Source organism: Pseudomonas sp. PAGU 2196 (genome assembly GCF_022179005.1).
In the GTDB taxonomy this organism is placed as follows: domain Bacteria; phylum Pseudomonadota; class Gammaproteobacteria; order Pseudomonadales; family Pseudomonadaceae; genus Aquipseudomonas; species Aquipseudomonas kermanshahensis.
The window spans coordinates 122881-147176 of the sequence record NZ_BNTL01000015.1; the positions used below are offsets into that span (position 1 = coordinate 122881).

Annotated in this window: 19 protein-coding genes and 1 pseudogene; 10 read left to right on the plus strand and 10 right to left on the minus strand. The window is 63.9% G+C overall.

Features of this window, described 5'->3' with window-relative positions; genetic code table 11:
• From MFF34_RS15405 to MFF34_RS15435, 7 genes are all read right to left on the minus strand, one after another.
• Window positions 1-223, minus strand: a 223-nt coding sequence (locus MFF34_RS15405; RefSeq protein WP_238215057.1) for a DUF2934 domain-containing protein, incomplete at its 3' end; no start/stop codon positions are given.
• A gap of 14 nt (window positions 224-237) precedes the next feature.
• Window positions 238-3012, minus strand: a complete 2775-nt coding sequence (locus MFF34_RS15410) for a malto-oligosyltrehalose synthase (RefSeq protein ID WP_238215059.1) — start codon at window positions 3010-3012, stop codon at window positions 238-240.
• Window positions 3009-5078, minus strand: a complete 2070-nt coding sequence (gene malQ, locus MFF34_RS15415) for a 4-alpha-glucanotransferase (RefSeq protein ID WP_238215061.1) — start codon at window positions 5076-5078, stop codon at window positions 3009-3011. The genes MFF34_RS15410 and malQ overlap by 4 nt, the downstream gene beginning before the upstream one ends.
• Window positions 5075-6817: a malto-oligosyltrehalose trehalohydrolase gene (gene treZ / locus MFF34_RS15420; protein ID WP_238215063.1), complete on the minus strand. Its 1743-nt coding sequence runs from the start codon at window positions 6815-6817 to the stop codon at window positions 5075-5077. The genes malQ and treZ overlap by 4 nt, the downstream gene beginning before the upstream one ends.
• A 14-nt stretch (window positions 6818-6831) precedes the next feature.
• Window positions 6832-8391 carry a glycogen synthase GlgA gene (gene glgA, locus MFF34_RS15425; protein WP_238215064.1) on the minus strand — a complete coding sequence of 520 codons (1560 nt, stop codon included), beginning with the start codon at window positions 8389-8391 and terminating at the stop codon, window positions 6832-6834.
• A 509-nt stretch (window positions 8392-8900) separates the two neighbouring features.
• On the minus strand, window positions 8901-9374 hold the full coding sequence (locus tag MFF34_RS15430) for an SgcJ/EcaC family oxidoreductase (protein WP_238215066.1): 474 nt from the start codon (window positions 9372-9374) through the stop codon (window positions 8901-8903).
• A gap of 94 nt (window positions 9375-9468) precedes the next feature.
• Complete coding sequence (locus tag MFF34_RS15435; RefSeq protein ID WP_177323874.1) at window positions 9469-9636, minus strand: DUF6026 family protein; 168 nt, start codon at window positions 9634-9636, stop codon at window positions 9469-9471.
• 201 nt (window positions 9637-9837) lie between these two features.
• Here MFF34_RS15435 and gnd point away from each other — a divergent pair, with 201 nt between their 5' ends.
• The 8 genes and pseudogenes from gnd to MFF34_RS15475 all read left to right on the plus strand — a co-directional run bounded on the left by gnd (window position 9838) and on the right by MFF34_RS15475 (window position 16342).
• A complete protein-coding gene (gene gnd / locus MFF34_RS15440; RefSeq protein ID WP_238215068.1) occupies window positions 9838-10821 on the plus strand; it encodes a phosphogluconate dehydrogenase (NAD(+)-dependent, decarboxylating) in 984 nt (327 codons plus the stop codon).
• Window positions 10818-12323 (plus strand): glucose-6-phosphate dehydrogenase, encoded by a 1506-nt coding sequence (zwf, locus tag MFF34_RS15445; RefSeq protein WP_238215069.1) that lies wholly within the window; start codon window positions 10818-10820, stop codon window positions 12321-12323. Before gnd ends, zwf begins: the two co-directional genes overlap by 4 nt.
• A 77-nt stretch (window positions 12324-12400) precedes the next feature.
• Window positions 12401-14197, plus strand: coding sequence for a glycoside hydrolase family 15 protein (locus MFF34_RS15450; RefSeq protein WP_238215070.1), 1797 nt, complete (start codon window positions 12401-12403; stop codon window positions 14195-14197).
• Between the two features lie 127 nt (window positions 14198-14324).
• Window positions 14325-14602 (plus strand): annotated as a pseudogene (locus tag MFF34_RS15455) (type II toxin-antitoxin system RelE/ParE family toxin).
• 15 nt (window positions 14603-14617) lie between these two features.
• Entirely contained in the window at window positions 14618-14905 is a 288-nt protein-coding gene (locus MFF34_RS15460) for a HigA family addiction module antitoxin (RefSeq protein WP_238215071.1), read from the plus strand.
• A 62-nt stretch (window positions 14906-14967) separates the two neighbouring features.
• On the plus strand, window positions 14968-15324 hold the full coding sequence (locus MFF34_RS15465; RefSeq protein WP_238215072.1) for a VOC family protein: 357 nt from the start codon (window positions 14968-14970) through the stop codon (window positions 15322-15324).
• A complete protein-coding gene (locus MFF34_RS15470) occupies window positions 15324-15944 on the plus strand; it encodes a TetR/AcrR family transcriptional regulator (protein ID WP_027592763.1) in 621 nt (206 codons plus the stop codon). The genes MFF34_RS15465 and MFF34_RS15470 overlap by 1 nt, the downstream gene beginning before the upstream one ends.
• Before the next feature lie 2 nt (window positions 15945-15946).
• Entirely contained in the window at window positions 15947-16342 is a 396-nt protein-coding gene (locus MFF34_RS15475) for a DUF4440 domain-containing protein (protein ID WP_238215075.1), read from the plus strand.
• Window positions 16343-16483: 141 nt separating this feature from the next.
• On the opposite strand, the gene preA is transcribed toward MFF34_RS15475, so the two are convergent.
• The 3 genes from preA to hydA form a co-directional block, all read right to left on the minus strand.
• On the minus strand, window positions 16484-17758 hold the full coding sequence (gene preA / locus MFF34_RS15480) for an NAD-dependent dihydropyrimidine dehydrogenase subunit PreA (protein ID WP_099454752.1): 1275 nt from the start codon (window positions 17756-17758) through the stop codon (window positions 16484-16486).
• Complete coding sequence (locus MFF34_RS15485; protein WP_238215077.1) at window positions 17759-19126, minus strand: NAD(P)-dependent oxidoreductase; 1368 nt, start codon at window positions 19124-19126, stop codon at window positions 17759-17761.
• 107 nt (window positions 19127-19233) lie between these two features.
• Window positions 19234-20673, minus strand: coding sequence for a dihydropyrimidinase (gene hydA, locus MFF34_RS15490; RefSeq protein ID WP_238215079.1), 1440 nt, complete (start codon window positions 20671-20673; stop codon window positions 19234-19236).
• 625 nt (window positions 20674-21298) lie between these two features.
• Between hydA and MFF34_RS15495 the strand changes: the two genes are divergently transcribed.
• Together MFF34_RS15495 and MFF34_RS15500 are read left to right on the plus strand one after the other, a co-directional pair.
• The gene (locus tag MFF34_RS15495) at window positions 21299-22789 is read left to right on the plus strand and encodes an NCS1 family nucleobase:cation symporter-1 (protein WP_238215081.1); all 1491 of its coding nucleotides are present in this window, start codon (window positions 21299-21301) and stop codon (window positions 22787-22789) included.
• A gap of 121 nt (window positions 22790-22910) precedes the next feature.
• On the plus strand, window positions 22911-24194 hold the full coding sequence (locus tag MFF34_RS15500) for a Zn-dependent hydrolase (protein ID WP_238215083.1): 1284 nt from the start codon (window positions 22911-22913) through the stop codon (window positions 24192-24194).
• Window positions 24195-24296 lie beyond the last annotated feature (102 nt).

Sequence of the window (24296 nt, forward strand, 5' to 3'; positions counted from 1 at the left end):
CGCGGGGCTTCTTCACAGCTGCAGGTTTTGCAACCGGTTCTGCCGCTACCTTCGGCTTGGCTGCGGCTTTCTTGCGTGGTGCTGCCTTGGGGGCAAGTGCTTCAGCTTCGGCAAGCTTGCGCGCCATCTCCCAGTGGCGCTCCTCCTCACCCACAGGCTTACCTTCCGATTCCCAAATCTGGTAGGCAAATTCACGGATACGTTTCTCATCGACACTCATCATGACGCTCCTGATGCTCAAGATTGTTGTATCAACACATTGACCGGAAATTCCGACAGTACGGCGCTCAACAGCAGCTCCTTTGTAGGGCTGACCGCAGCACTGGGGAAAAGTCCCGTCGAGTTGGCAGGCGACAAGGCAAACGGCAGTATCAGCCGGGTGTCGTCCCAGTTATGGGCCGGGATCAACGGTGTAGGGGCGCCGCCGAGTAGGCTGCTGGCCAGGCGTGGCGCAATGACAATGGCGCGTTCGTCGTCACCCAGGCGGGCAAAGGCAAGGACCTTGTCGGCATGCCTGCCTTGCACGGTCAGCGGCAGGTAGGCGCCACGCCGGAACAGCTCGGCGTGCGCCTGGCGGCAGTCCAGCACCCGCGCGATCAAGGCCTGTTTGATGCGGCCGTCGCGCCAGTGCGCCAGCAGCTCGGCGGGGGCTGTGGCGTCGTCCAGGGTGCGGCGCCTGAGTGCGTAATCGACGGGGCGGCGGTTGTCCGGGTCGACCAGGCTGAAGTCCCAGTATTCGTTACCCTGGTACAGGTCGGGCACGCCGGGCACGGTCATGCGCAACAGCGCCTGGACCAACCCATTGAGTGCGCCAGGGCAGGCGATGAGCTGGGCGGCATCGGCCACGGACTTGCGCAACTGCTGGTTCTCCTCATCCAGCAGCAGGCCGTCGATGTAGCTGGCGCAGGCGGCCTCGTAGGCTTCGTTCGGGGCATTCCAGCTGCTGCGCAACTTGGCTTCACGCAGGGCCTTCTGTTGCCATTGCCGCAGGCGCTCGGCGTACTGGCGCAGGGCGCCGTCATCGTGCAGGTCGAGGTTCAGCGGCCAACTGCCCAGCAGCGTCTGCAGCAGCATCAGCTCATCGCCAGGGCTGGGGGCCAGGCCGTCGTTCAGTTGCGCCCGCAGCGGCGCCGCCAGCTCGCGCCAGTGGTCCACGCGGCTGGCCAGCCACGGGCCGCGTTCGCTGAGCACGGCCAGGCGGGCACGGGTGTCTTCGCCGCGCTTGTGGTCGTGGGTGGCGGTGGCCAGCAGGTTGTCGGGGAAGTCGCGCAGGCGCCGTTGGGCTTCGTTGTGGAACACTTCGCTGCCTGCGCTGAAACGCTCGGCCTCGAAGCCCACATCGTTGCGCGACAGCAACCGGGCGCTGCGGTAGAACGCGGTGTCTTCCACGGCCTTGGCGGCGCTGGGCGCGGTCAGTTGCTGGAAGCGCACACAGGCATGGCGCAAGTGCTTGCGTGGCCGGCCCGGTGGCAGGCGGCGCCAGGGCTGGCCACCGAGCCATTGTTCGAGCTGGTCGAGCAGCGGCCAGTCCGCTTCGCTGAGGTCTTGGCGGGCATTGGCCAGGGCTTGCTGGAAGAAGGCTTCATCCTCGCTAGGGCGGCCGCAGGCGTTGAAGTAGGTGCGGTACACCGGGTAGTGCGCGACCAGCGCCTGCAACGCCCGGCGGATTGCGCCTAGGGTCAGGTCGCGGGTCATCAGGTCGTCGCGGGCCACCTGCAGCAAGGCCTGGGCAACCGATTCGCAGTCACCGGCCAGGCTGGCATTGAGCACCAGGTGGCGTGCCAGGCGCACTTCCTCGGGGAAGTCTGGGCGCTCGCTGACGTTGGCCCACAATTCGGTCAATGGCGCCTCGCCGGTCGGGTCGTGTTGCAACAGCGAGACCTGGTTCATGAACTCGTAGCCGGTGGTGCCGTCGGTAAGCCAGTCCTGGTGCAGGTGCTCGTCAGCGCCGAGGATTTTTTCCACGTAGAGGGGGAAGTGTTCCAGCGCCGCGTTCAGCGGCCGCCGCGCCAATAGGCTGTCGACCCGTCGACGCAGTTTGCGGCAATAGCCGCGGGGGTCGGCCAGGCCGTCGATATGGTCGATGCGCAGGCCATCCACCAGGCCGCGCTCGATCAGCTCGAACAGCTTGGCGTGGGTGGCCTCGAACACCGCTGCGCGCTCGACCCGCAGGCCGCCCAGCTCGTTGATGTCGAAGAAGCGCCGCCAGTTGATGTCGTCGGCGGCGGTGCGCCAGCTGGCCAGGCGATAGGTCTGGCGTTCAAGCAGCAGGTGCAGGCGTTTGAGTCCCGCTTCGCTGCGGCTATCGAACGCGATCAGGGCCGATTCGAGGTCGGCGCCGTCGTTTACCAGGCGCGCCAGCTCAGCCTGCAAGGGCAGGGCATCGTTCAGCGGTTGGGCACTGTCGCTCAGCGCGGTGAAGTGCGCAGCCAACGCCTGCAAGGCGGGCTCTGGGCTTTGCGCGAGGATCCAGCCATAGTCGATTGGGCAGATCGGAAAGCGATGGTCGTAATGGGCAACTTCCAGCACGCCGTGCTGCTTGTCGAAGGTCAACGGGATCTCGCCTTGCTTCAAGGCTGCGCCGTAGTCGCTGCCGAGGAAGGGGAGCAGTAACTGGCCGGCCAGCAGCGGGTCGCTGGAGTGCCACTGAATGTCGAAAAACTCCGCATACGGGCTGCGCCGGCCCCAGGCCAGCAGGCTTTGCCACCAGGGGTTGTCGGCACCGCCCACGGCCATGTGGTTGGACACGGTGTCGAGGATAAGCCCCATGCCGTGCTGGCGCAGGGCAGCGACCAGGCGCTGCAGCGCCGCCTCGCCGCCGAGCTCCGGGTTGACCTGGGTCGGGTCGACCACGTCGTAGCCATGGCGTGAGCCGGCGCGGGCTTTGAGGATCGGCGAGGCATACAGGTGGCTGATGCCTAACTGGGCGAAGTACGGCACCAACGGCACCGCGTGGTCGAGGGTGAAGTCGCTGTGAAATTGCAGGCGTAAGGTCGCGGTCAGGGGTTTCATCGGTCACGCTCCCAGGCTTGTTCGCGGGCCTGGGCCAGCAGTTCCAGACGCCGTGCGGCATCTTCGTCGTCGAGCAGTTCGCGCACCGGCAGGGCAAAGCGCCGGCGCCAGTTGGGGTGGCCTGCGGTGGTGCCAGGCAGGTTGGGTTGCTCGTCGCAGCCCAGCAGGTCTTCGAGGGGCACCAGCACCAGCGGGGCGCGGGTGTGGCCGACGTAGCGGATGGCGGCGTCGATCACGGCGTCGTTATCGGGTAGCGGGCCGTAGTTGGTCTCCAGGGTGCGGCGCAGGCCGTTGTGTTCTTTCTGGCGGTCGTGACGCCACTGCAATTCGGTGGCGGCATCGATCAAGTGCAGGCGATGGAACCAGTCGATGTCGCGGTTTTCCAGCCAGCCGGCCAATGGCGCCAGGTCATGGGTGCCGGTGGTGGCCAGGGCGCTGTCGGGCCAGTCGAGAATGGGCTTGAAGTGGCCAGGTTGGGTCTGTTCGAAAGGCAGCACGCGCATGCCCAGCACGGCCTTGTCGGCCAGCTGTTCGCGCAGGCCTTCGGGCACGGTGCCGAGGTCTTCGCCGAGGATGACCGCCTGGTGCCGAACCGATTCCAGCGCCAGCAGGCGCAGCAGGTCGTCGAGCGGGTAATTCAGGTAAGCGCCTTCGCTGGGTTTGGCGCCACGCGGGATTAACCACAGCCGGCGCAGGCCCATGACGTGGTCGATGCGCAGGCCGCCGGCGTGGGCGAGGTTGGCCCGCAGCATCTCGATGAACGCGCGGTAGCCGTTGCGTTTGAGGCCTTCGGGCGAGAACGCGCAAATGCCCCAGTCCTGCCCCAAACGGTTGAGAATGTCGGGCGGCGCGCCGACCTTGAGGTTGGCCAGCAACTCGTCCTGCCGGCTCCAGGCCTGGCTGCCGGCGCCGTCGGCACCCACCGCCAAGTCGGCGATCAGGCCAATGGTCATGCCATTGCCACGTGCGGCCTCCTGGGCGCGTTGCAGGCTACGTTCGGTCAGCCACTGGCAAAAGGCGTGGAACTCGACCTTGGCCGGGTAGGCGTTGGCGAAGGCTTCGACTTCGGGGTGGTAGGGGTCGTGCCAGGCGCGGGGCCAATTGCGCCAGTCAGCGCCCAGGCCATGCTCCACCGCTTGCGCTTGCAACACTTCGAAGCGGCAATGGTGTTCCAGGGCTTGGCCGGCGGCCGCGCGGTAGCTGTCGAAGTCCTTGCGCAGCGGATGGTCGCCCTGGCTGAAGTCCTGGTACAGGGCTTCGAGCAGGCGCAGGCGAGCAGCAGCGGCGCGCGGCCAGTCGACCAGCGGCTGCTGCTCCAGGTCTTCGAGCACCTGTTCCAAGCCGCAGGCTTCGATCGCCATGCGCACGGCGCGCTCGCCGAACAGCGCGGCTGGGCTGGCATAAAGGGTATTGAGCAACAGGCGGCTGGACGGCGAGTAGGGGCTGTAGTGCTCCTGGTCGATGGCCGACAGCGCGTGAATCGGGCTGATCGCCAAGGCATCGGCGCCGCGCTCGGCGGCGGTGCGCGCCAGTTGTTCCAGTGCCAGGCAGTCGCCATAGCCACCATCGCCAGTGCGCCGCAGGCTGTACAGCTGCACGGCCAGGCCCCAACAGCGTGGGGGCGGTTGCGCCACGCTGTCGGCCAGGCTGTAGCAGCGTGAAGGCGCCACGGCCACGGTGCAGGTGCGGCCGTCGATCGCCAGTGCGTGGTAGCCGAGGGGCAGCTCGGCAGGCAGGCGCCCTTGATTGTCCAGGGTGAGGGTGCGCTGGCTGTTGTCTTCCAAGGTGCAACGCACGGTACTGTTGGCGCTGAAGTAGCGGCCCAGCGCCAGGGGATGGCCAAGCTCGACGGTCAACAAGGGCGGCAGGTGTTCGCTGTCTTCGGCGGCCTCCACGGCGCGCAGGCTGGCTTGGATGGCGTTTTCGTCGGCGGCGGGGTGGCCGAGGCCTTCGAGGACATTGCGCAGTACGTCATCGCTGACTTGCTGCGGCCGGGCATTGGCATCGATCCAGTCGCGGCTAAGCCCGACGCGGGCCGCCAAACGGTGCAGGGCGGTTTCGCTCATGGGCGCTCCTGGCCAGGGGGAAGCAGGCTGACCACGCAGCTGTACGCGGCCAGGGACGTATCGGGGTGGCGGGTGTCACTGCTGTCGAACAGCCGGCTTTCGGCGGGCGGCAGCGCGACGGCTTGGGGGCTTGCGGACAGGTTGAGGTCAATGCGCAAGGTGTTGCCGTCGCCCAACTGCCAACGTGCGGTCAGCGCTTTGTCGCCGTGCACGTCAGCGCCCAGCGCGCGGCTGCCCGGCAAGTGCGGGATGACGTGGCGGCGGCGCAGGTCGAGCAACTGATGATAGAGGCCATGCCAACCGGCAATGACGTCCTTGTTTTGCGGCCGTGACGAGGCGAAGGTTTGCGCGGCATTGGGGTCGGGGATGCGTTCACGCTGCTCGGGGTCGGCGAAGGCGGCGAAGTGGGCGAACTCGCCCCGCCGGCCTTCGCGCACCGCATCGGCCAGTTCGTCATGGAAGTCGGTAAAGAACAGGAACGGGCTGCAACTGCCATCATCCTCACCCATGAACAACAACGGGATCATCGGCGCCAGCAGCAACAGGCCGGTGGCTGCCCGCAAAGCCTGCGGCGGGCAGAGGCGGGTCAGGCGCTCACCCAGTGCGCGATTGCCGATCTGGTCGTGGTTTTGCAAAAACAGCACGAATGCGCTGGGCTCGAGATGCCCGCTTGGCTCGCCACGCGGTGTGCCATGGCGGTTGGCCTGGCCCTGAAACACGAAGCCTTCCGACAGGCAGCGGGCCAACTGGTCGATGGGGCGCTGTTTGTAGTCGGCGTAGTAGCCTTCGGTCTCGCCGGTCAGCAGCACGTGCAGGGCGTTGTGGCCATCGTCATTCCACTGGGCATCGAAACCCTGCTCCAGCAAAAAGGCTTGGTTGTGCTCGTTCTCCAGCACCAGCCAGATATGCCGGCCGGGCGCCACGGCAGCACGCACCCGTTGCGCCAGCTCGACCAGAAAGTCCGGCTGGTCGATGGCATGCACCGCATCCAGGCGCAGGCCGTCGCAGCGGTAGTCGCACAGCCACATCAGGGCGTTCTGGATGAAAAACTCGCGCACTTCTGCGCGGCGGAAGTCGATCGCCGCGCCCCAAGGCGTTTGCCGGTCTTCGCGAAAGAACGGGCTGGCGTACTGGTGCAGGTAATTGCCATCCGGGCCAAAGTGGTTGTAGACCACGTCCACCAACACCATCAACCCTTCGCCGTGCGCCTGGTCGACCAGCGCGCACAGCTGCTGCGGGGTGCCGTAAGTGTTTTGCGGGGCAAAGGGCAGCACGCCGTCGTAACCCCAGTTGCGTTCACCCGGGAACTGCCCCAAGGGCATCAGCTCGATGGCGCTGATGCCGATTTCGGCCAGGCGCGGCAACTGCCGGGCAACCCCGGTGTAACCGTCCAGCACGCCGACGTGCAATTCCTGGATGACCGCCTCATGCCACGGCCGGCCCTGCCAGGGGTGTTGCCAGGCATAGCTGGCAACATCCACCACCTCGCTGGGCCCTTGCACCCCTTTGGGTTGGTAGCGCGACGCGGGGTCGGCGACCAGCAAAGTGCCGTCGACCCGGTAACGATACCGATCACCGGCCTGACACGGGGCAACCCCCGTGTACCAGCCATCATTGTCGGGCAGCAGTGCTACAGCAGGCTGCTGCTCCAGTTCCACGCTCACGCTGCGCGCATCCGGCGCCCAGAGGGCGAAGCGCGCCGACGTGGCGTCCAGCAAGTGTGCGCCATGCCTGTGCATCTTCGGTTCTCCGCTCAGTAATGGCTGACCTGTGCCTGCTTGACCAAGTCCTCGTAAAGGCGGGCGTAGGGTTCCACCGCCTGGCACCAGTTGAACGGCTGGGTCATCGACAGGCAGCGCATGGCGTTGAGCAGGTCTTTCTTGCCGTAGACATAGAAGGCGCGGCTGAGCGCCTCGCGGTAGCTCTCGATGGTCGATTCGTTGAACAGGAAGCCGGTGACACCGCACTCGATGGTGTCGGCCAGGCCACCGGTATTACGCGCCACCGGCAGCGAACCGAAGCGCTGCGCGTACATCTGGCTGAGGCCGCACGGCTCATAGCGCGAGGGCATCAGCAGGAAATCACTGCCGGCGAACATGCGCCGGGCATCGGTTTCGTTGAAGCCGATGCGCACGCCGATGCGGCCTGGGTGACGCAGCGCCAGTTCGCGCATGGCCTGTTCTTCTTCCGGCTCGCCACGGCCGATGATCGCGATCTGCCCGCCTTGCTCGACGATGTAGTCGGCCACGCCCAGGGTCAGGTCCAGGCCTTTCTGGTAGACCAGGCGCGAGACCACGGCAAACAACGGCCCTTCGGAAGGTTCTAGCTCGAACAACTGGCGCACCGCTTCGGCGTTACGCGCCTTGCCGGCCCAGTCGTTGATGCTGAAGTTGTGTTGCAGGTGTTTGTCGGTGGCCGAATCCCAGCTTTCGTCGATGCCGTTGGGGATGCCACCCAACAGGCCTTGCTGGGCCTTGGCCGAGAGGAAACCGTCCAGGCCGCAGCCAAACTCCGGCGTGGTGATTTCCCGGGCATAGGTGGCGCTGACCGTGGTGATATGGCTGGAGTAGGCCAGGCCTGCCTTGAGAAACGACAGCTTGCCGTAGAACTCCATGCCTTCTTGCTGCATGGCGTGTTCGGGGATCGCCAGTTCCGGGCTGCAGCCACGGCTATAGACGCCCTGGTAGGCCAGGTTGTGAATGGTGAACAGGGTGGGCGTGTTCAGCCCGCGCCAATGCATGTAGGCCGGGGCCAGGCCGGCGGGCCAGTCGTGGGCGTGCACCACTTCGGGCTTCCAGTGGATCATGCCTTCGCCTGCGGCAATTTCGGCGGCAGCCAGGCCCAGGCGGGCGAAGCGGATGTGGTTATCGGGCCAGTCGCGACCATTGTTGGCACCATAGGGAGTGCCGTCACGCTGGTACAACTCAGGGCAGATCAACACATAGATGACCAGGCCGTCAGCCAGATCCATGCGCCCGATTTTGCACGGCGGCAGCGCCGCATGGCCGCCCAGTTCGCCGACAATGTGAATCGGGTTGTCGCTTTCCATCACCTGGCGGTAGCCGGGGATCAGTACCCGTACATCATGCAAATGCGCCAAGGCGCGGGGCAGGGCGGCGGAGACATCGCCCAGGCCGCCGGTCTTGACCAGGTCGGCGATCTCCGAGGTGACGAACAGAATCTTGCGTTTGTTCGGGTTGTGCTGGCGCTGGGCGCCGGGTGCCTTGGCTGTCGTGGCGAAATCCGGGGTAAGCGGCTCGCGGTTGTCCGGGTTGAATGAATCTACGTGAGGCTCGACAGCGGCACTGATCATACTTCTCTCCGTCCCTATGCTTGGCCGGGTGCTGGCACCCGTGGTGTTATCTCGTGTTGGTTCTCTCTAATACAAAACTGTGTAGTGCTATCCATGCCCCTGAGTCGTGCGCACAGGCTCAACGCGATCAGCATTCCGGCCGACGGCGATTGGACTGATTGGGGTTGGCGGGCCCTGGCTGGGGAAGCCCCCTTGCACGTGCCCTACTTAATTCCTGACCCACCGCCGTTTGTGAAAGTTCGACTTTTCTACGTCACTCTTCCTCTGAGCAAATGGCGGGCCGAAAGCTGAGTGTAGGAGAGAAGAAGTAAAAAAGGTGACCCACTGGTCACTTTCGTTATGGCTGATTTAGACGCAAACGTTGGCGAATGTGACTGGATGTGAACAGAGTGGTCGAGGGTGGGGCAGGCGGGGAGGGCGGCGCGTCATCATGGGGCGCGTGCGTGTTTTTTCGCCCTCTAATGGGGCGGGTAAAACACGCACGTTGCAGGTGTCTTGCTAACGCGACCTCAGCGTTGTGGCAACAGTGAGGAGTGGTGGTGGCTGATTAGCCAGGCCTGTCCGTCCCAGCGGTAGGTGAAGGTGTAGCGCGCCGGTACCTGCTTGCCGTTGGCGGCAAAGTTGAAGGTGTACAGCCCTGCCAGGGTCATCTTGTTGCAACCAGGGGTCAGGTGAAGCGTGTCCAGCGTGCCACTTGGCCGATCAGCAAGAAAGTGCTGAAAGTAGTCGATTCGCTCGTCGGGGGTCAGCCGAGGCACCTTCGACACCGTGGGCAGCAATACCGCATCGTCGCTGTACAGTTTGGCGACGGCCGCCGCATCGCCAGTCTGCAGGCTGGCATTCCATTGCTCGAACAAGGCGCGGGACTCGGCCTCAGTCAGCGTCTGGCATTGTTGTGGCGGGTTTGCTTGTGGCGTGCTCGCCTGCGCCGGCAGGCAGGCGATGAGCAGGGCGGCAGGGAGCAAATAGGCAACGGGGGACATACGCGTATCCATCGGCGGATGCAGGCTCCGGAGCGGGCCTGCGGCGGATGCTACGGTAAGGAGGGCGTGCCCCCGTCAACGAGTAGAAAGTTCGTCAGCGGCTGACGGATTTTTCGCCAATATTGGCTTGTTCCAGCATCTGGCTGAGTTGCGCGACACGTTGTTGCAGCTGATCGCGTTCTTGCTTCAGGCGGGCCAGTTCATCACGGCGCACTGAGACGTAGAGTGTCTGGATGGGAGTCGCTGGCATCAAAGTACCCATTGCACACCTCGCAATTGGTGGAGACATTTTCAAGCGTAGTCGCTTCATGCGGGGCGCATTCTGAATTCTTTCACCGCCCGTGGGAACTTTTTTGTTTATGGTGGTCTTGCCGTTCGTCGCTGAACCCTTCGGCGGTACGCTGGACTAATCTGAAACGCTGAACTGTAGTCGTCATCTATTTCGCAAGGGGAGCATCGGCTCATGCAACTGGGAATCGTCGGGCTGGGCCGCATGGGCGGCAATATTGCAAGGCGCCTGATGCGCGCCGGCCACCGCACCGTGGTGCACGACCGCAACCGTGAGGCCATCGTGGGGCTGGAGGGCGAGGGAGCCCAAGGTGCGCACGACCTCGGTGCACTGGTACAGAAACTCAAGGCACCGCGCGCCGTGTGGGTGATGCTGCCGGCTGGGGAGCCTACCGAGCAGACCATCGCGCAACTGGCCGAGCTGCTGGAACCGGGCGATGCGATCATCGACGGGGGCAACACCTTCTATAAAGACGACATGCGCCGTGCGGGCGAACTGGCCAAACGTGGCCTGCATTACCTGGACGTCGGTACCTCAGGTGGTGTGTGGGGGCTGGACCGTGGCTACTGCATGATGATCGGTGGCGAAAAGGACGTGTTTGAACGCCTGGAGCCGCTGTTCAAGGCGTTGGCACCCGGTGTTGGCGACATCCCGCGCACCCATGGCCGTGAAGGCGAGCACCAGCGCGCCGAGCATGGCTACATTCACGCCGGCCCGCCCGGCGCCGGTCACTACGTGAAAATGGTCCACAACGGCATCGAATACGGCCTGATGCAGGCCTACGCCGAAGGCTTCGATTTGCTGCGCAGCAAAGGCGGCAACGAGCTGCCGGAAGACCAGCGTTTCGACCTCAACGTGGCCGAAATCGCTGAGGTCTGGCGTCGTGGCAGTGTGGTGACTTCGTGGCTGCTTGACCTCACCGCTGACGCCTTGGTAGCCGACCCGCAGTTGGCGCAGTTCAGTGGTTCGGTGTCGGACAGTGGCGAAGGCCGCTGGACCATCGACGCCGCCGTTGAGCAAGCCGTGCCAGTGCCAGTGCTGTCCAGCGCGCTGTTCGCTCGCTTCCGCTCGCGCCAGCAGCAGGGCACTTACGGTGACAAGATCCTCTCGGCCATGCGCCTGGGCTTCGGTGGCCATGTCGAGAAGAAAGGCGAATGACTAAACAGACGATCCCTGCTGCACCGCCTTGTACCTTGTTCCTGTTTGGCGCCAATGGCGACCTGGTCAAGCGCCTGTTGATGCCGGCGCTGTACAACCTTAGCCGCGACGGGTTGCTGGACCGCAACCTGCGCATTGTCGGCGTCGACCACAATGCGGCCACTGCCGAAGCGTTCGCCGACCGGCTGCACGCGTTCATGCTGGAGCGGGACAAGGGCAGTGAGGGGGGCGCCAAGTGCCTGGACGAGAAGCTCTGGGCGCGCCTGGCCAAACAGCTCGACTACCAGACCGGCGACTTCCTGGACCCGGCCACTTACCAGGCCATCGCCAAGCGCATCGACTCGACCCGGCATGGCAACGCGATTTTCTACCTGGCGACATCCCCGCGCTTCTTCCCCGAAGTGGCCCAACGCCTGGGCGAGGCCGGCTTGCTCGATGAGTCCGGCGGGGGCTTTCGTCGGGTCGTGGTGGAGAAACCTTTCGGGACCGACCTTGCCAGCGCCGAGGCACTCAACGCCTGTTTGCTGAAGGTGATGGGCGAGCGGCAGATCTACCGCATCGACCATTACCTGGGTAAAGAGACGGTGCAGAACATCCTGGTCAGCCGCTTCTCCAACGGCCTGTTCGAATCGTTCTGGAACAACCACTACATCGATCATGTGCAAATTACCGCCGCCGAGACCGTTGGCGTCGAGACCCGGGGTGCGTTCTATGACAACACCGGGGCCCTGCGCGACATGGTCCCCAACCACTTGTTCCAGTTGCTGGCGATGGTCGCCATGGAGCCGCCGGCCGCCTTTGGCGCCGATGCAGTGCGTGGCGAAAAGGCCAAGGTGATCGGCGCCATTCGCCCGTGGTCGACGAAGATGGCGCTGAAGAACTCCGTGCGTGGTCAGTACAGCGTTGGCAAGCAGGGGCGTAAGCGCTTGGCCGGTTATCGCCAGGAGGCCAACGTGGCGGAAAACAGCCAAACCGAAACCTACGTGGCGCTGAAGGTGATGATCGACAACTGGCGCTGGGCCGGCGTGCCGTTCTACCTGCGTACCGGCAAGCGCATGAGCGTGCGCGACACCGAGATCGCCATCTGCTTCAAGCCTGCGCCCTATGCACAGTTTCGCGAGTCGGAACTGGAACGGCCCAAGCCCAACTACCTGAAAATCCAGATCCAGCCCAATGAGGGCATGTGGTTCGACTTGCAGGCCAAGCGCCCAGGGCCGGAGCTGGTGATGGAGAATGTCGAGCTGGGTTTTGCCTACAAAGACTTCTTCAAGATGACCCCGGCGACGGGCTACGAGACGCTGATCTACGACTGCCTGACCGGCGACCAGACCTTGTTCCAGCGCGCCGACAACATCGAGAACGGCTGGCGCGCGGTGCAGCCGTTTCTCGATGCCTGGGCCAAGGAAGGGGAGGTGCATGAATACCCGGCGGGTGAGGATGGGCCTGAGGCTGGCAATGAACTGTTGACCCGGGACAAGCGGGAATGGCACCGCCTGGGGTGACCTGATCAAGCGGTGTTGCCTGTGCCCGCGAAGAGGCCAATAAAGGCAACAGACCCGGCTCAATTGAAGGAGATCCAATGCCCGCAGCTATCGAAGACTACGCCCTGCTCGGCAATTGCCGCAGTGCCGCCCTGGTCAGCCGGGATGGCTCGCTCGACTGGCTGTGCCTGCCGCGCTTCGACGCCCCGGCGGTATTCGCAGCGCTGCTAGGCAACGATGAAAACGGCCGTTGGCGACTGGCACCCTGCGACCCGGTCGAACACACCAGCCGGCAATACCTGGACGACACCCTGGTGCTGGAAACCACGTGGGTCACCACCTCAGGCCGGGCTCGCGTGCTGGACTTGATGCCTTTGGGCGAGGTCAACGCGGTCATCCGCATCGTCGAAGGCCTGGCTGGCGAAACCAACTTCGAAATGGACCTGGTGATGCGTTTCGACTACGGCCGCAGCGTGCCGTGGGTGGAACGGCTCGACCCCTTGACCCTCAGCGCCGTCGCCGGCCCAGACCGGCTGATCCTCAGCAGCACCGTGCCCCCGCATGCCCGCGACCACCACACCGTTGCACGTTTTCGCGTGCGTGCCGGTGAACGCCAGGTCTTCAGCCTGCGCCACCAGCCCTCGCACCTGCCTGTTCAGCCCGATTGCGATGTCGACACCGCGCTGGGGCAAACCATCGACCAATGGCAGGCCTTTGCCGCCCGCTGCCCGGAGGTCGGCCCCTATACCGCCCTGGTGCGTCGTTCGCTGCTCACGCTCAAGGCGATGACCTACGCGCCCACCGGCGGGATCGTTGCCGCGGTTACCACGTCGTTGCCCGAACGTATCGGCGGTGAACGCAACTGGGACTACCGCTTCTGCTGGCTGCGCGACGCCACCATGACCTTGTTGGCGTTCATGAACCTTGGCTACTTCGACGAAGCCCAGGCCTGGCGTGAATGGCTGCTGCGTTCGGTCGCCGGCAACCCCGAGCAGATGCAGATCATGTACGGCTTGGCCGGCGAGCGCGACCTGCAGGAATACACCTTGCCGTGGTTGGCCGGTTACGAGCACTCGCAGCCGGTGCGGGTGGGCAACGCGGCGTCGGGGCAGCGGCAGCTGGATATCTACGGCGAACTGGCCGATGCCATGAGCCAGGCAATCAAAGGCGGTTTGCCCCGCCACCCACGCAGCGCCGCGATTGCCCGGTTGATCCTGCCGTATGTCGAGCGCATCTGGCGCGAGCCCGATGAAGGCATCTGGGAAGTGCGCGGCGGCAGGCAGCATTTCGTGCACTCCAAGGTGATGGCCTGGGTAGCATTCGACCGCGCCGCAGGGTTGGCCGACACCACCGAAGAAGACCGCGCGCGCGGGCGGCATTACCGCCAGGTGGCGGATGAGATCCATCGGGAAGTGTGTGAGAACGGGCTGGACCCCAGCGGCACATTTTTCGTGCAGGCCTATGGCGCCAACGAGTTGGACGCCAGCCTGCTGCACATCGCCTTGACCGGTTTTTTGCCAGCGGATGACCCTCGTTTTCTGCGTACCCTGCAGGAAATCGAGCAGCGTCTGCTGAAAAATGGCTTGCTGTTGCGCTATGACACCGACAGCTGCAGCGATGGCCTGACCCCGGGCGAGGGCACCTTCCTGGTGTGTTCGTTCTGGCTCGCCGACGTCTATGTCCTGCTGGGCCGGCAAGCGCAGGCGCAAGCCTTGTACGAACGGCTGAGCGGCCTGTGCAACGACCTGGGTTTGCTGGCGGAGCAGTACGACCCGGCCGGCAAGCGAATGCTGGGCAACTTCCCACAGGCGTTCAGCCATATCGGCATCATCAACACGGCACTGAACCTGCACCGTGCGCAGTGCCCGGCGCGGGACCGGGCGCGGTGTGGATAGTGTGCTACCTGCATGTGTTCTGGTCTCAATCAGTGTGTGACGCATGGCGTCACATATGATACTTTGCCATGTGTGATGCATAGGGTCACGCTATGCCTGTCTCCCAAATGGACGCGGCGAGCTACCCATGATCATCAGTTTTCGACACAAGGGATTGAGAATCTTCATGAAACAGGCAACACCCGAGGGATCCAGGCCACTCATGCCAATCGCTTGAAGCGTCAGTTGCAGTTCCTCGACCGGGCCATGACTGCGCAGGATTTGAGCCTGCCGGGATGGCAGTTGCACCCACTAAAGGGTGAGTTATCGGGCTTCTGGTCAGTCAGTGTTTCGGGTAACTGGCGGCTGATTTTTCGTTTTGTGGGTTCGGATGTCGAACTGGTTGATTACCTTGATTATCACTGAACAGGAGGGCTGATCATGCCTTTGCACAATCCGCCACACCCCGGCGAAACCTTGCGTGAGGACGTTCTGCCGGCGTTGGGCCTGACGGTGAAAGCCTTTGCGTCGCACCTGGGGTTCTCGCGTGAAGCGCTTTCTCGGGTGTTGCATGGCCGTGCCGCAATGTCTCCAGACCTCGCATTACGCCTGGAAATGGCCGGTATCAGTACGGCCAGGCTCTGGCTTGCCATCCAGGCCGATTACGACATTTGGCAAGCGCGTCACCGTCAGCAGCCCATGGTCACGCGATTGTTCCAGGCTGCCTGATTCGATTGGGCGAAACGACCGGAGTAGACTGGGGCAATTACCTCTCTCAGCAAGGACTATGCATGAGCGTTCGTGGCCACGATCGGCAGATCGACAACATCGAATTCAACGTCGGCGATATCGCACGGAGCAAGGCTTTTTACGGCAGCGTGTTCGGCTGGCGTTTCACCGATTACGGGCCTAGTTACACGGAGTTCAGCGATGGTCGCCTGACCGGGGGCTTTACCACGGGTGAGCCGGTGCGCCCGGGTGGCCCGCTGGTCATCCTGTATGCGGACGATCTGCAGGCAACGCAGCAGCGGATCGAGGCGGCGGGGGCGGTGATCAGCCGGGCGATGTTTGCGTTCCCGGGGGGCCGCCGGTTCCATTTCGTGGACCCGGACGGCTATGAACTGGCGGTGTGGACGGCCCAACCTTAATGGCCAACCACAAGATTGAGATCCGTCGGCGCAATATCGAGAAAATTCTTCAGGCGGCGGAAAAGGTGTTCGCCGAAAAAGGCTACGGCGCTACCTCTATGGGCGATATCGCCGAACAGGCCGAATTGCCGCGCTCCAACCTGCATTACTACTTCAGTACCAAGGACGAACTGTTCCGCGCGGTGCTGCAGGACCTGCTGGACGTGTGGAAGCAGGACGCGCTGTGCTTCGAAAATTTCGATGACCCGCGGGTGGTGCTCACCAGTTACATCCGGGCCAAGATGGGCCACTCGCGCTCTCGCTCGCTGGGTTCCAAGATCTGGGCTGAGGAAATGCTGCACGGGGCGCCTGTGCTGGGCGTGAGCCTGGATGAAAGCCTTGTGCCGTGGGCAAAGCTGAAGGAGGCCAAGATCCGCCGTTGGGTGGAAGAGGGCCGCATCCTGCCGGTGGAGCCGTCTGCACTGCTGTACATGATCTGGGCATCGACCCAGCATTATGCGGACTTCGGTTATCAGGTGGCGTTGCTCAATGGCGGCGAGGCATTGTCGGACAGGGCGTTTGAAAACGCGGTGCAGACGGTGACCAGCGTCATCCTGCGCGGCATTGGGTTGGAACCTTGAATATGAGCTTGAGTGAACGGGCTGTACGCAGCATCCACGATGTACATGATCTGATCCATGCCGTATTCACCCGGCCCGCTGCGCAGACCGAGGCGCTTCGCAGCGAGTTGATGGCGGTGTTTGCCGACAACTTCAGTATGGTCACCACGGCGGGCGGGATTGTTGATCGCCAGCAGGTGGGGCAGTTGTTCGAGCGGGGGGCCGGCGCTCGGCCAGGGCTGGAAATCGAGGTCAGTGACGTGCAGGTAGTGTGGCAGGCGGGTGCGAGTGTGGCGGTGCGCTACAAGGAGACCCACCGGTTGCAGGGGCAGGAGACTGCGCGGTATTCGTTGGCGATTGTTGAGTGTGACGGGCAGCGGGTGGTGTGGGTGTACCTGCATGAGACGGCGGTGGTTTGACCAGAGTTGGGGCCGCTTCGCAGCCCTTCGCGGGGCAAGCCCGCTCCCACAGGATTTCTGCCTGCCTGAAAAAGCACACAACGCCTGTGTGAGCGGACTTGCCCCGCGAAGGGCTGCGCAGCGGCCCCGGCCTTTTCAGCCTCAGCTCGCCTCGCGATAGGGGTTACGCGGATCCTGTGTCCAGTTCAGGTAAGGCTTGCCGGTATCCTGCGCCACCATGTCGATGCAGTTTTCCACCGGACAGGTGATCTGGCACAGGTTGCAGCCCACGCATTCCTCCTCAATCACGCTGTAGACGTGGGTGCCATCGGCCTTGGCCGTGCTGGCAATGGCCTGGTGCGAGGTATCTTCACAGGCGATATGGCAGCGACCGCACCCAATGCAGGCGTCCTGGTCAATGTGCGCCACTGACTTGTAGTTGATGTCCAGGTACTTCCAGTCGGTGGTGTGCCCCACCGCCTGGCCTCTGAACGCTTCCAGGTTGCGGTGCCCATGCTGGTCCATCCAGCGCGCCAAGCCATCTTTCATGTCTTCGACAATGCGGAAGCCGTGCAGCATCGCCGCCGTGCATACCTGCACGGCGCCACTGCCCAGGGCAATGAACTCGGCCGCGTCTCGCCAGTTGCCGATGCCGCCGATGCCACAAATGGGCAAGCCGCGCGTTTGCGGGTCGCGGGCGATTTCCGCGACCATGTTCAGCGCGATCGGCTTGACCGCCGAACCGCAATAGCCGCCATGGGTGCTCTGGTCGCCGACAATGGGGTGGGCCACCATGCGGTCCAGGTCCACGCTGGTGATCGAGTTGATGGTGTTGATCAGCGACACCGCATCCGCTCCGCCACGGTGCGCGGCGCGGGCCGACTGGCGAATGTCGGTGATGTTGGGCGTGAGTTTTACGATCACCGGCAGGGCGCAATAGGTCTTGCACCAGCGGGTGACCATCTCCACATATTCCGGTACCTGGCCGACCGCCGCGCCCATGCCGCGCTCAGGCATGCCGTGGGGGCAGCCGAAGTTCAGCTCGATACCATCAGCGCCCGTGGCCTCCACCAGGGGCAAGATGAACTTCCAGGATTCTTCCTCGCACGGCACCATCAACGACACGATCAGCGCACGGTCGGGCCAGTCCTTCTTCACCTGGGTGATCTCGCGCAGGTTGATCTCCAGCGAGCGGTCGGTGATCAGTTCGATGTTGTTGATCCCCTGCACCTGGCGGTTGGGGCCGTAGTGCGCCGAGTAGCGCGACGACACGTTGACCGCCGCCGGGTCTTCGCCCAGGGTTTTCCAGACCACACCGCCCCAGCCAGCCTCGAAGGCGCGGACCACGTTGTAGGCCTTGTCAGTGGGGGGCGCCGAGGCGAGCCAGAACGGGTTGGGTGCCTTGATGCCGGCAAATTCGATAGACAAGTCGGCCATTTACGCTGCCTCCACGTTGAGCATGAGTTGGGCATGGATGGCTTCAGCGGCCAGCTTGCCGTGCTGCACAGCCTGGACGGTGAGGTCCTGGCCCAGGGCGGTACAGTCGCCGCCCGCGTAGACGCCCGCCAGGCTGGTGCACATGTGCGCATCGACGCGGATGCGTTCACCCTCGCGGGCCAGTTGCGCCGCCACGGGGTCGGCGAGGCTGGCGTCATCGAAGCGTTGGCCGATGGCCTTGAAGATCGCATCGGCGGCCAGCTCGAAGGTTTCGCCGGTGTCGCGCAGGCGCCCGTCGGCAAGCTCGGTGCGGGCGAAGCGCATGCCGCGCACCTGGCCGGCATCGTCCAGCAGTACCGCCTCGGGGCGCGCCCAGGTGTGCAGGCGTACCTGATTGGCCTTGGCAATATCCTGCTCGTGGTCGGTGGCGCCCATGTCGGCGTGGCCGCGGCGGTACACCAGGTTGACGTCACGGGCACCCAGGCGGCTCATCTGCACGGCCATGTCGATGGCGGTGTTGCCGGCGCCGATCACCAGGCAGCGGTCAGCCAGCGGCAGTTGGCTCAGGTCATCGGCCTGGCGCAGCTCGCGGATGTACTGCGTGGCGGCGAGCACCCCAGGTGCCTCTTCATCGGCCAAGCCGAGCTGGCGCACCGCATTCAGGCCCAAGCCCAGGAACACCGCGTCGTATTGATCGCGCAGCTCGCCCAGGCCAAGGTTGTCACCCAGGCGTTGGCCGTGGCGGATTTCGATGCCACCGATCCCCAGCAGGAAGTCCACTTCGCGCTGGGCGTAATCGTCTACCAGTTTGTAGCGGGCGATACCGTATTCGTTGAGGCCACCGGCTTTTTCGCAGGCTTCGAACACCACCACGTCATGCCCATGCATGGCCAGGCGGTGCGCGCAGGACAACCCAGCAGGGCCGGCGCCGACCACGGCGATGCGCTTGCCGGTAGCGGGGGAGCGGGTGAAGGGGTGCTCGGTGAAGTGCGCATTGTCCAGGGCGTAGCGTTGCAACTGGCCGATCAGCACCGGTGCGCATTCCTGGGCGTTGTTGCGTACGCAGGCCTGTTGGCAGAGGATTTCGGTCGGGCAGACACGGGCGCAACTGCCGCCGAGAATATTGGCCGAGAGAATGCGTTCGGCGGCGCCTTGCAGGTTCTCGTCACTGATGCGGTGGATGAACGAGGGAATGTCGATTTCGCTGGGGCACGCATTGACGCAGGGCGCGTCGTAGCAATACAGGCAGCGTGCGCTCTCCACGGCGGCCTGGCGGGCGGTGAGGGGAGGGGCGAGATCGCCGAAGCGCTCGGCCAGCTGGTCGGCGCCGGCCCGGGGGCGCGGCAAGTGGTTCAGGGCATCGATCACGGTTGTAGCCTCTCTTTTCTTTTTTGGATGTGGCAGTCAACGGCAATACGGCGCCGCCCGGCCTCTTCAGGGCCGGTACGGCAGTGCAGGTGCAGTGCGGGTAATGCTCAGCGCTGAACGGGTGTCGGGCGCTGCTGCTCGGCGCGGCGGCCCAACACCTCGTACACCGAGGGGTAGGCCGGGCGCTCCACGTAACGACCGGCGCCAGGTTCGGCGCGCAAGTCGCCATCGGCCCACAGCACACGGCCCTGGCTGATGGTGTGGCTGGGGATGCCGCGAACGGTGCGGCCTTCGAAAATGTTGAAGTCCACGCGCTGGTGGTGGGTTTGCGCCGAAATCGTCCGCGTGCCCTGCGGGTCCCACAGCACCAGGTCAGCGTCGGCACCGACGCGAATCGCGCCCTTGCGCGGGAACAGGTTGAAGATCTTGGCCGTGTTGGTGGAGGTCAGCGCGACGAATTCCTGCATCGACAAGCGGCCACTGTTGACACCGGCATCCCACAGCACCGCCATGCGGTCCTCGATACCGGCGGTGCCATTGGGGATGCGGCTGAAGTCGTCGCGGCCCATGGCTTTTTGTTCGGCGCAGAAGCAGCAGTGGTCGGTGGCGGTGGTGTGCAGGTTGCCCGACTGCAGGCCGCGCCACAGGGCTTCCTGGTGTTCCCGCGGGCGGAAGGGCGGGCTCATTACATAGCCTGCGGCCGTGGCCCAATCCGGATTGCGGTAGACGCTGTCGTCGAGCAGCAGGTGGCCTGGCAGTACCTCACCGTACACCGGCTGGCCTTTGGCCCGGGCGTAGGTGATCTCGTCCAGGGCTTCGCGGCTCGAGATGTGCACCACATACAGTGGCGTACCGATGGTTTCGGCAATACGGATAGCCCGGCTGGCCGCCTCGCCTTCGACCTGCGAAGGGCGCGACAGCGGGTGTGCCTCTGGCCCGGTCAGGCCTTGGGCCAGCAGCTTTTTCTGCAGGTGGTACACCAGCTCGCCGTTCTCGGCATGCACGGTAGGCACCGCGCCCAGTTGCAGGCAGCGCTCGAAGCTGGCGACCAAGGTATCGTCGGCCGCCATGATGGCGTTCTTGTATGCCATGAAGTGCTTGAAGCTGTTCACCCCGTGGTTGGCCACCAGCTCGCCCATCTCTTCTGCGACTTGCTCGCTCCACCAGGTGATGGCGACGTGGAAGCCGTAGTCGGAAGCACTCTTTTGCGCCCAGCCACGCCAGGTGTGAAAGGCCTCCAGCAATGACTGCTGCGGGTTGGGGATGACGAAGTCGATGATCGAGGTGGTACCACCGGCCAGGCCAGCGGCGGTGCCGCTGAAGAAGTCTTCGCTGGCCACGGTGCCCATGAAGGGCAGCTGCATGTGGGTGTGCGGGTCGATGCCGCCGGGCATCAGGTACTGGCCACTGCCGTCGAGGATTTCGCAGTCGGTGGGCGGTTCGAGGTTTGCGCCAATGGCCGCTATCACGCCATCGACACACAGGACATCGGCGGTGTAACGCTCTTCGTGGGTGATCACGGTGGCACCACGGATCAACAGGGACATGCCGTCTTCCTCGCAGGCTGACCGGTCTGGGCCGGTTCTTGAATTGTTATACGCCAGTGACTGCCGGTGATCGAAGGGTAGCCTACAATCCTGTCAGACCTGACAAGAATGGAATCTAGATGGTGATTTGGGATTGTTCAAGAAAATAATTTATGAGCTTATAACTTTCATAACTTATTGATATTTAGATAATTATTGTTTGAATCACCAAAATGGTGAGGCCTTTCACCATTTTGACGCACTTGACAAGAAGCCAAATTGGTCAAGATTTTCCATGCAAAATCAGCTGCTTGATAGCGGGCCAGAAGACGCCTGCCGCGCGGTTGAAAAAACAGGCTGCACCGGTTTGAAACACGCGCCGGGCGCAAGCCTGGCTTGAGCGGGCGCAACAGGCAGGCGAAGGGATAACCGTGCTTTCGCTTTGCGTCGATAAATGCCTTGCAGTTCAGTTGATTACCTCCGGTCGGCGGCGGCCACCCGGGACGGCTCAGGCCAACCCGGCACGTAATTTGAGTACGGCCACAACCGCCAGGCCGGACCGGAGGAGCAGTACTGGTGGTGTGTGTACTCCGGCCATCGCTTTAGCCCGATGAGCAAACAATTAGAAAAACCTGGAGAAGGCCCCATGCAACAGAGCAGATCGCAAGTGATCGAGCAGGATGGCCTGTTCGAGCTGGAGGCAGGCACTGACGTGCTCGACAGCTCGCGCTACAACCACGACATCGCACCCACCAAGGTGCACCAACGCACCTGGAACAAATGGCACATCACCGCCCTGTGGGTGGGTATGTCCATCTGCGTGCCCACCTACACCCTCGGCGGCGTGCTCACGGCCTACTTTGGCCTGAGCGTGGGCGAGGCGCTGCTGGCGATCCTGCTGGCCAACCTCATCGTGCTGATCCCGCTGACCCTCAACGCGTTCCCTGGCACCAAGTACGGCATCCCGTTTCCGGTGCTGTTGCGTTCCTCGTTTGGCATCCTCGGCTCGAACGTGCCGTGCTTGATTCGCGCGGTGGTGGCCTGCGGCTGGTTCGGTATCCAGACGATGTTCGGCGGCCTGGCCATTCACCTGTTCCTCGGCTCGATGTTCGATGGCTGGAAGGCCCTGGAGGGCACCGGGGAGGTGATCGGCTTCATGATCTTCTGGGCCCTCAACCTGTGGGTGGTGTTGCGCGGGGCGGAGTCGATCAAGTGGCTCGAAACGCTTTCGGCGCCGCTGCTGGTGGCGGTGGGCGTGGGCCTGCTGGTCTGGGCACTGCCGCACATGTCGATGACCGAGTTGCTGGCGCAGCCGCCCAAGCGGCCAGAGGGCGCCAGCGTGGTCAGCTACTTCTGTGCCGGGCTCACCGCCATGGTCGGTTTCTGGGCCACGCTCTCGCTGAACATTCCCGACTTCAGCCGGTACGCCAAAAGCCAGAAGGACCAGATACTGGGGCAGATCTTCGGCCTGCCGCTGACCATGTTCCTGTTCGCGGCATTGGGCGTGGTGCTGACTGCAGCCTCCGCGTCGCTGGTGGGTGAAACGGTGTCTGACCCGGTCAGCCTGATCGGCAAGATCCAAAGCCCGGGCTGGGTGGCGCTGGCGATGGCGTTGATCGTGATCGCCACGTTGTCGACCAACACGGCGGCGAACATCGTTTCGCCCACCAACGACTTCCAGAACATCGCGCCGCGCCTGATCGGGCGTAGCCGCGCAGTGTGGCTGACCGGGTTTATCGGCTTTGCGCTGATGGGCCATGAACTGCTCAAGAAGCTGGGCTGGATCGTCTCGGACCTGAGCCTGGAAAGCGTTTATTCGAACTGGTTGCTGGGTTACTCGAGCCTGCTCGGGCCGATTGCCGGAATCATGGTGGTGGACTATTTCCTGATCCGTCGCCAGCGCCTGGATTTGGCTGGGTTGTACCGCGATGACGTGTATCCGGCCTGGAACTGGGCTGGGTTCGCCGCCTTCGGCGTCCCGGTGGCGCTGACCGTGATGTCGATCGGCAACAGCAGCTTCAGCTGGTTCTACGACTATGGCTGGTTCACCGGCTCGCTGCTGGGTGGGGCGTTGTATTACGTCCTCGGTGGCTTGGCGGCGCGCAGCCCGGCGCGGTTGGCCAAGCCGTTGCCGTGATACCGAGTTTGCCTCTTCGCGGGCAAGCCCACTCCCACAGGCCACCGCACGTTCAATGTGGGAGCGGGCTTGCCCGCAAAGAGGCCCTGATAAACAACAAAAAAGCCTGAGGGGAAAACCCATGACTCCAGTCCACGATATCCTCAAGACCACCGCCCGCCACGTCGACAGCGCACGCCTGTGGCAATCGCTGATGGACCTTGCCCGCCTCGGCGCCACGGCCAAAGGCGGTGTTTGCCGGCTGGCGCTGACCGACCTCGACCGCCAGGCCCGCGACCTCTTCGTCGAGTGGTGCGAGGCGGCCGGTTGCACTGTGAGTGTCGATGCGGTCGGCAATATTTTCGCCCGCCGCCCGGGGCGCAACCCCAAGCTGCCACCGGTGATGACCGGTAGCCATATCGATACCCAGCCCACCGGCGGCAAGTTTGATGGCTGCTATGGGGTGATGGCCGGGCTGGAGGTGATCCGCACCCTCAACGATCTGGGTGTGGAAACCGAAGCGCCGCTGGAAGTGGTGGTATGGACAAACGAGGAGGGTTCGCGCTTTGCCCCTTGCATGATGGGCTCTGGGGTGTTCGCCGGTAAGTTCACGCTGGAAGAGACGCTGGCCAAGCGTGATGCACAGGGGGTGAGTGTTGGCGAGGCGCTCGATGCCATCGGCTACGCCGGCCAGCGCGCGGTACTCGGCCACCCAGTGGGGGCTTATTTCGAAGCGCATATCGAGCAGGGGCCGATCCTTGAAGACCAGGCCAAGACCATCGGCGTGGTGTTGGGTGCCCTGGGCCAGAAGTGGTTCGACCTGACCCTGCGCGGGGTCGAAGCCCATGCCGGCCCAACGCCCATGCACTTGCGCAAGGATGCCTTGGTGGGCGCTGCCGCGGTGGTCGAGGCAGTCAACCGTACGGCCCTTGGGCACCAGCCACATGCCTGTGGCACGGTGGGTTGCCTGCAGGCCTACCCGGGGTCACGCAACGTGATCCCGGGTGAGGTGCGCATGACCCTGGACTTCCGTCACCTTGAAGGCGAGCAACTGGACGCGATGATTGCCGAAGTGCGCGGGGTGATCGAAAGCACCTGCGCCAAGCATGGCCTGGCGCATGAGCTGATCCCTACGGCGGACTTCCCGGCGCTGTATTTCGACAAGGCCTGCGTCGATGCTGTGCGCGATTCGGCAGGTGCGCTGGGCCTGCCGCACATGGATATCGTCAGTGGAGCGGGGCATGACGCGATCTTCCTGGCCGAATTGGGGTCAGCGGGGATGATCTTCGTGCCTTGCGAGAATGGCATCAGCCACAACGAAATCGAGAACGCCACACCGGAGGACCTGGCGGCGGGGTGTGCGGTGTTGTTGCGGGCGATGCTGGCGGCGTCGGAGGCGATTGCCAGTGGGCGGTTGGCGGCGTAGGGGCGGTATGTCTTGAGGGGGGGCGACTGACAGGTGCCTGGCGGGAGGTTTGGGGCGCCTACAAGATCGAGCGCCGCCCGCGCGGCGCTCGATCTCATAGGC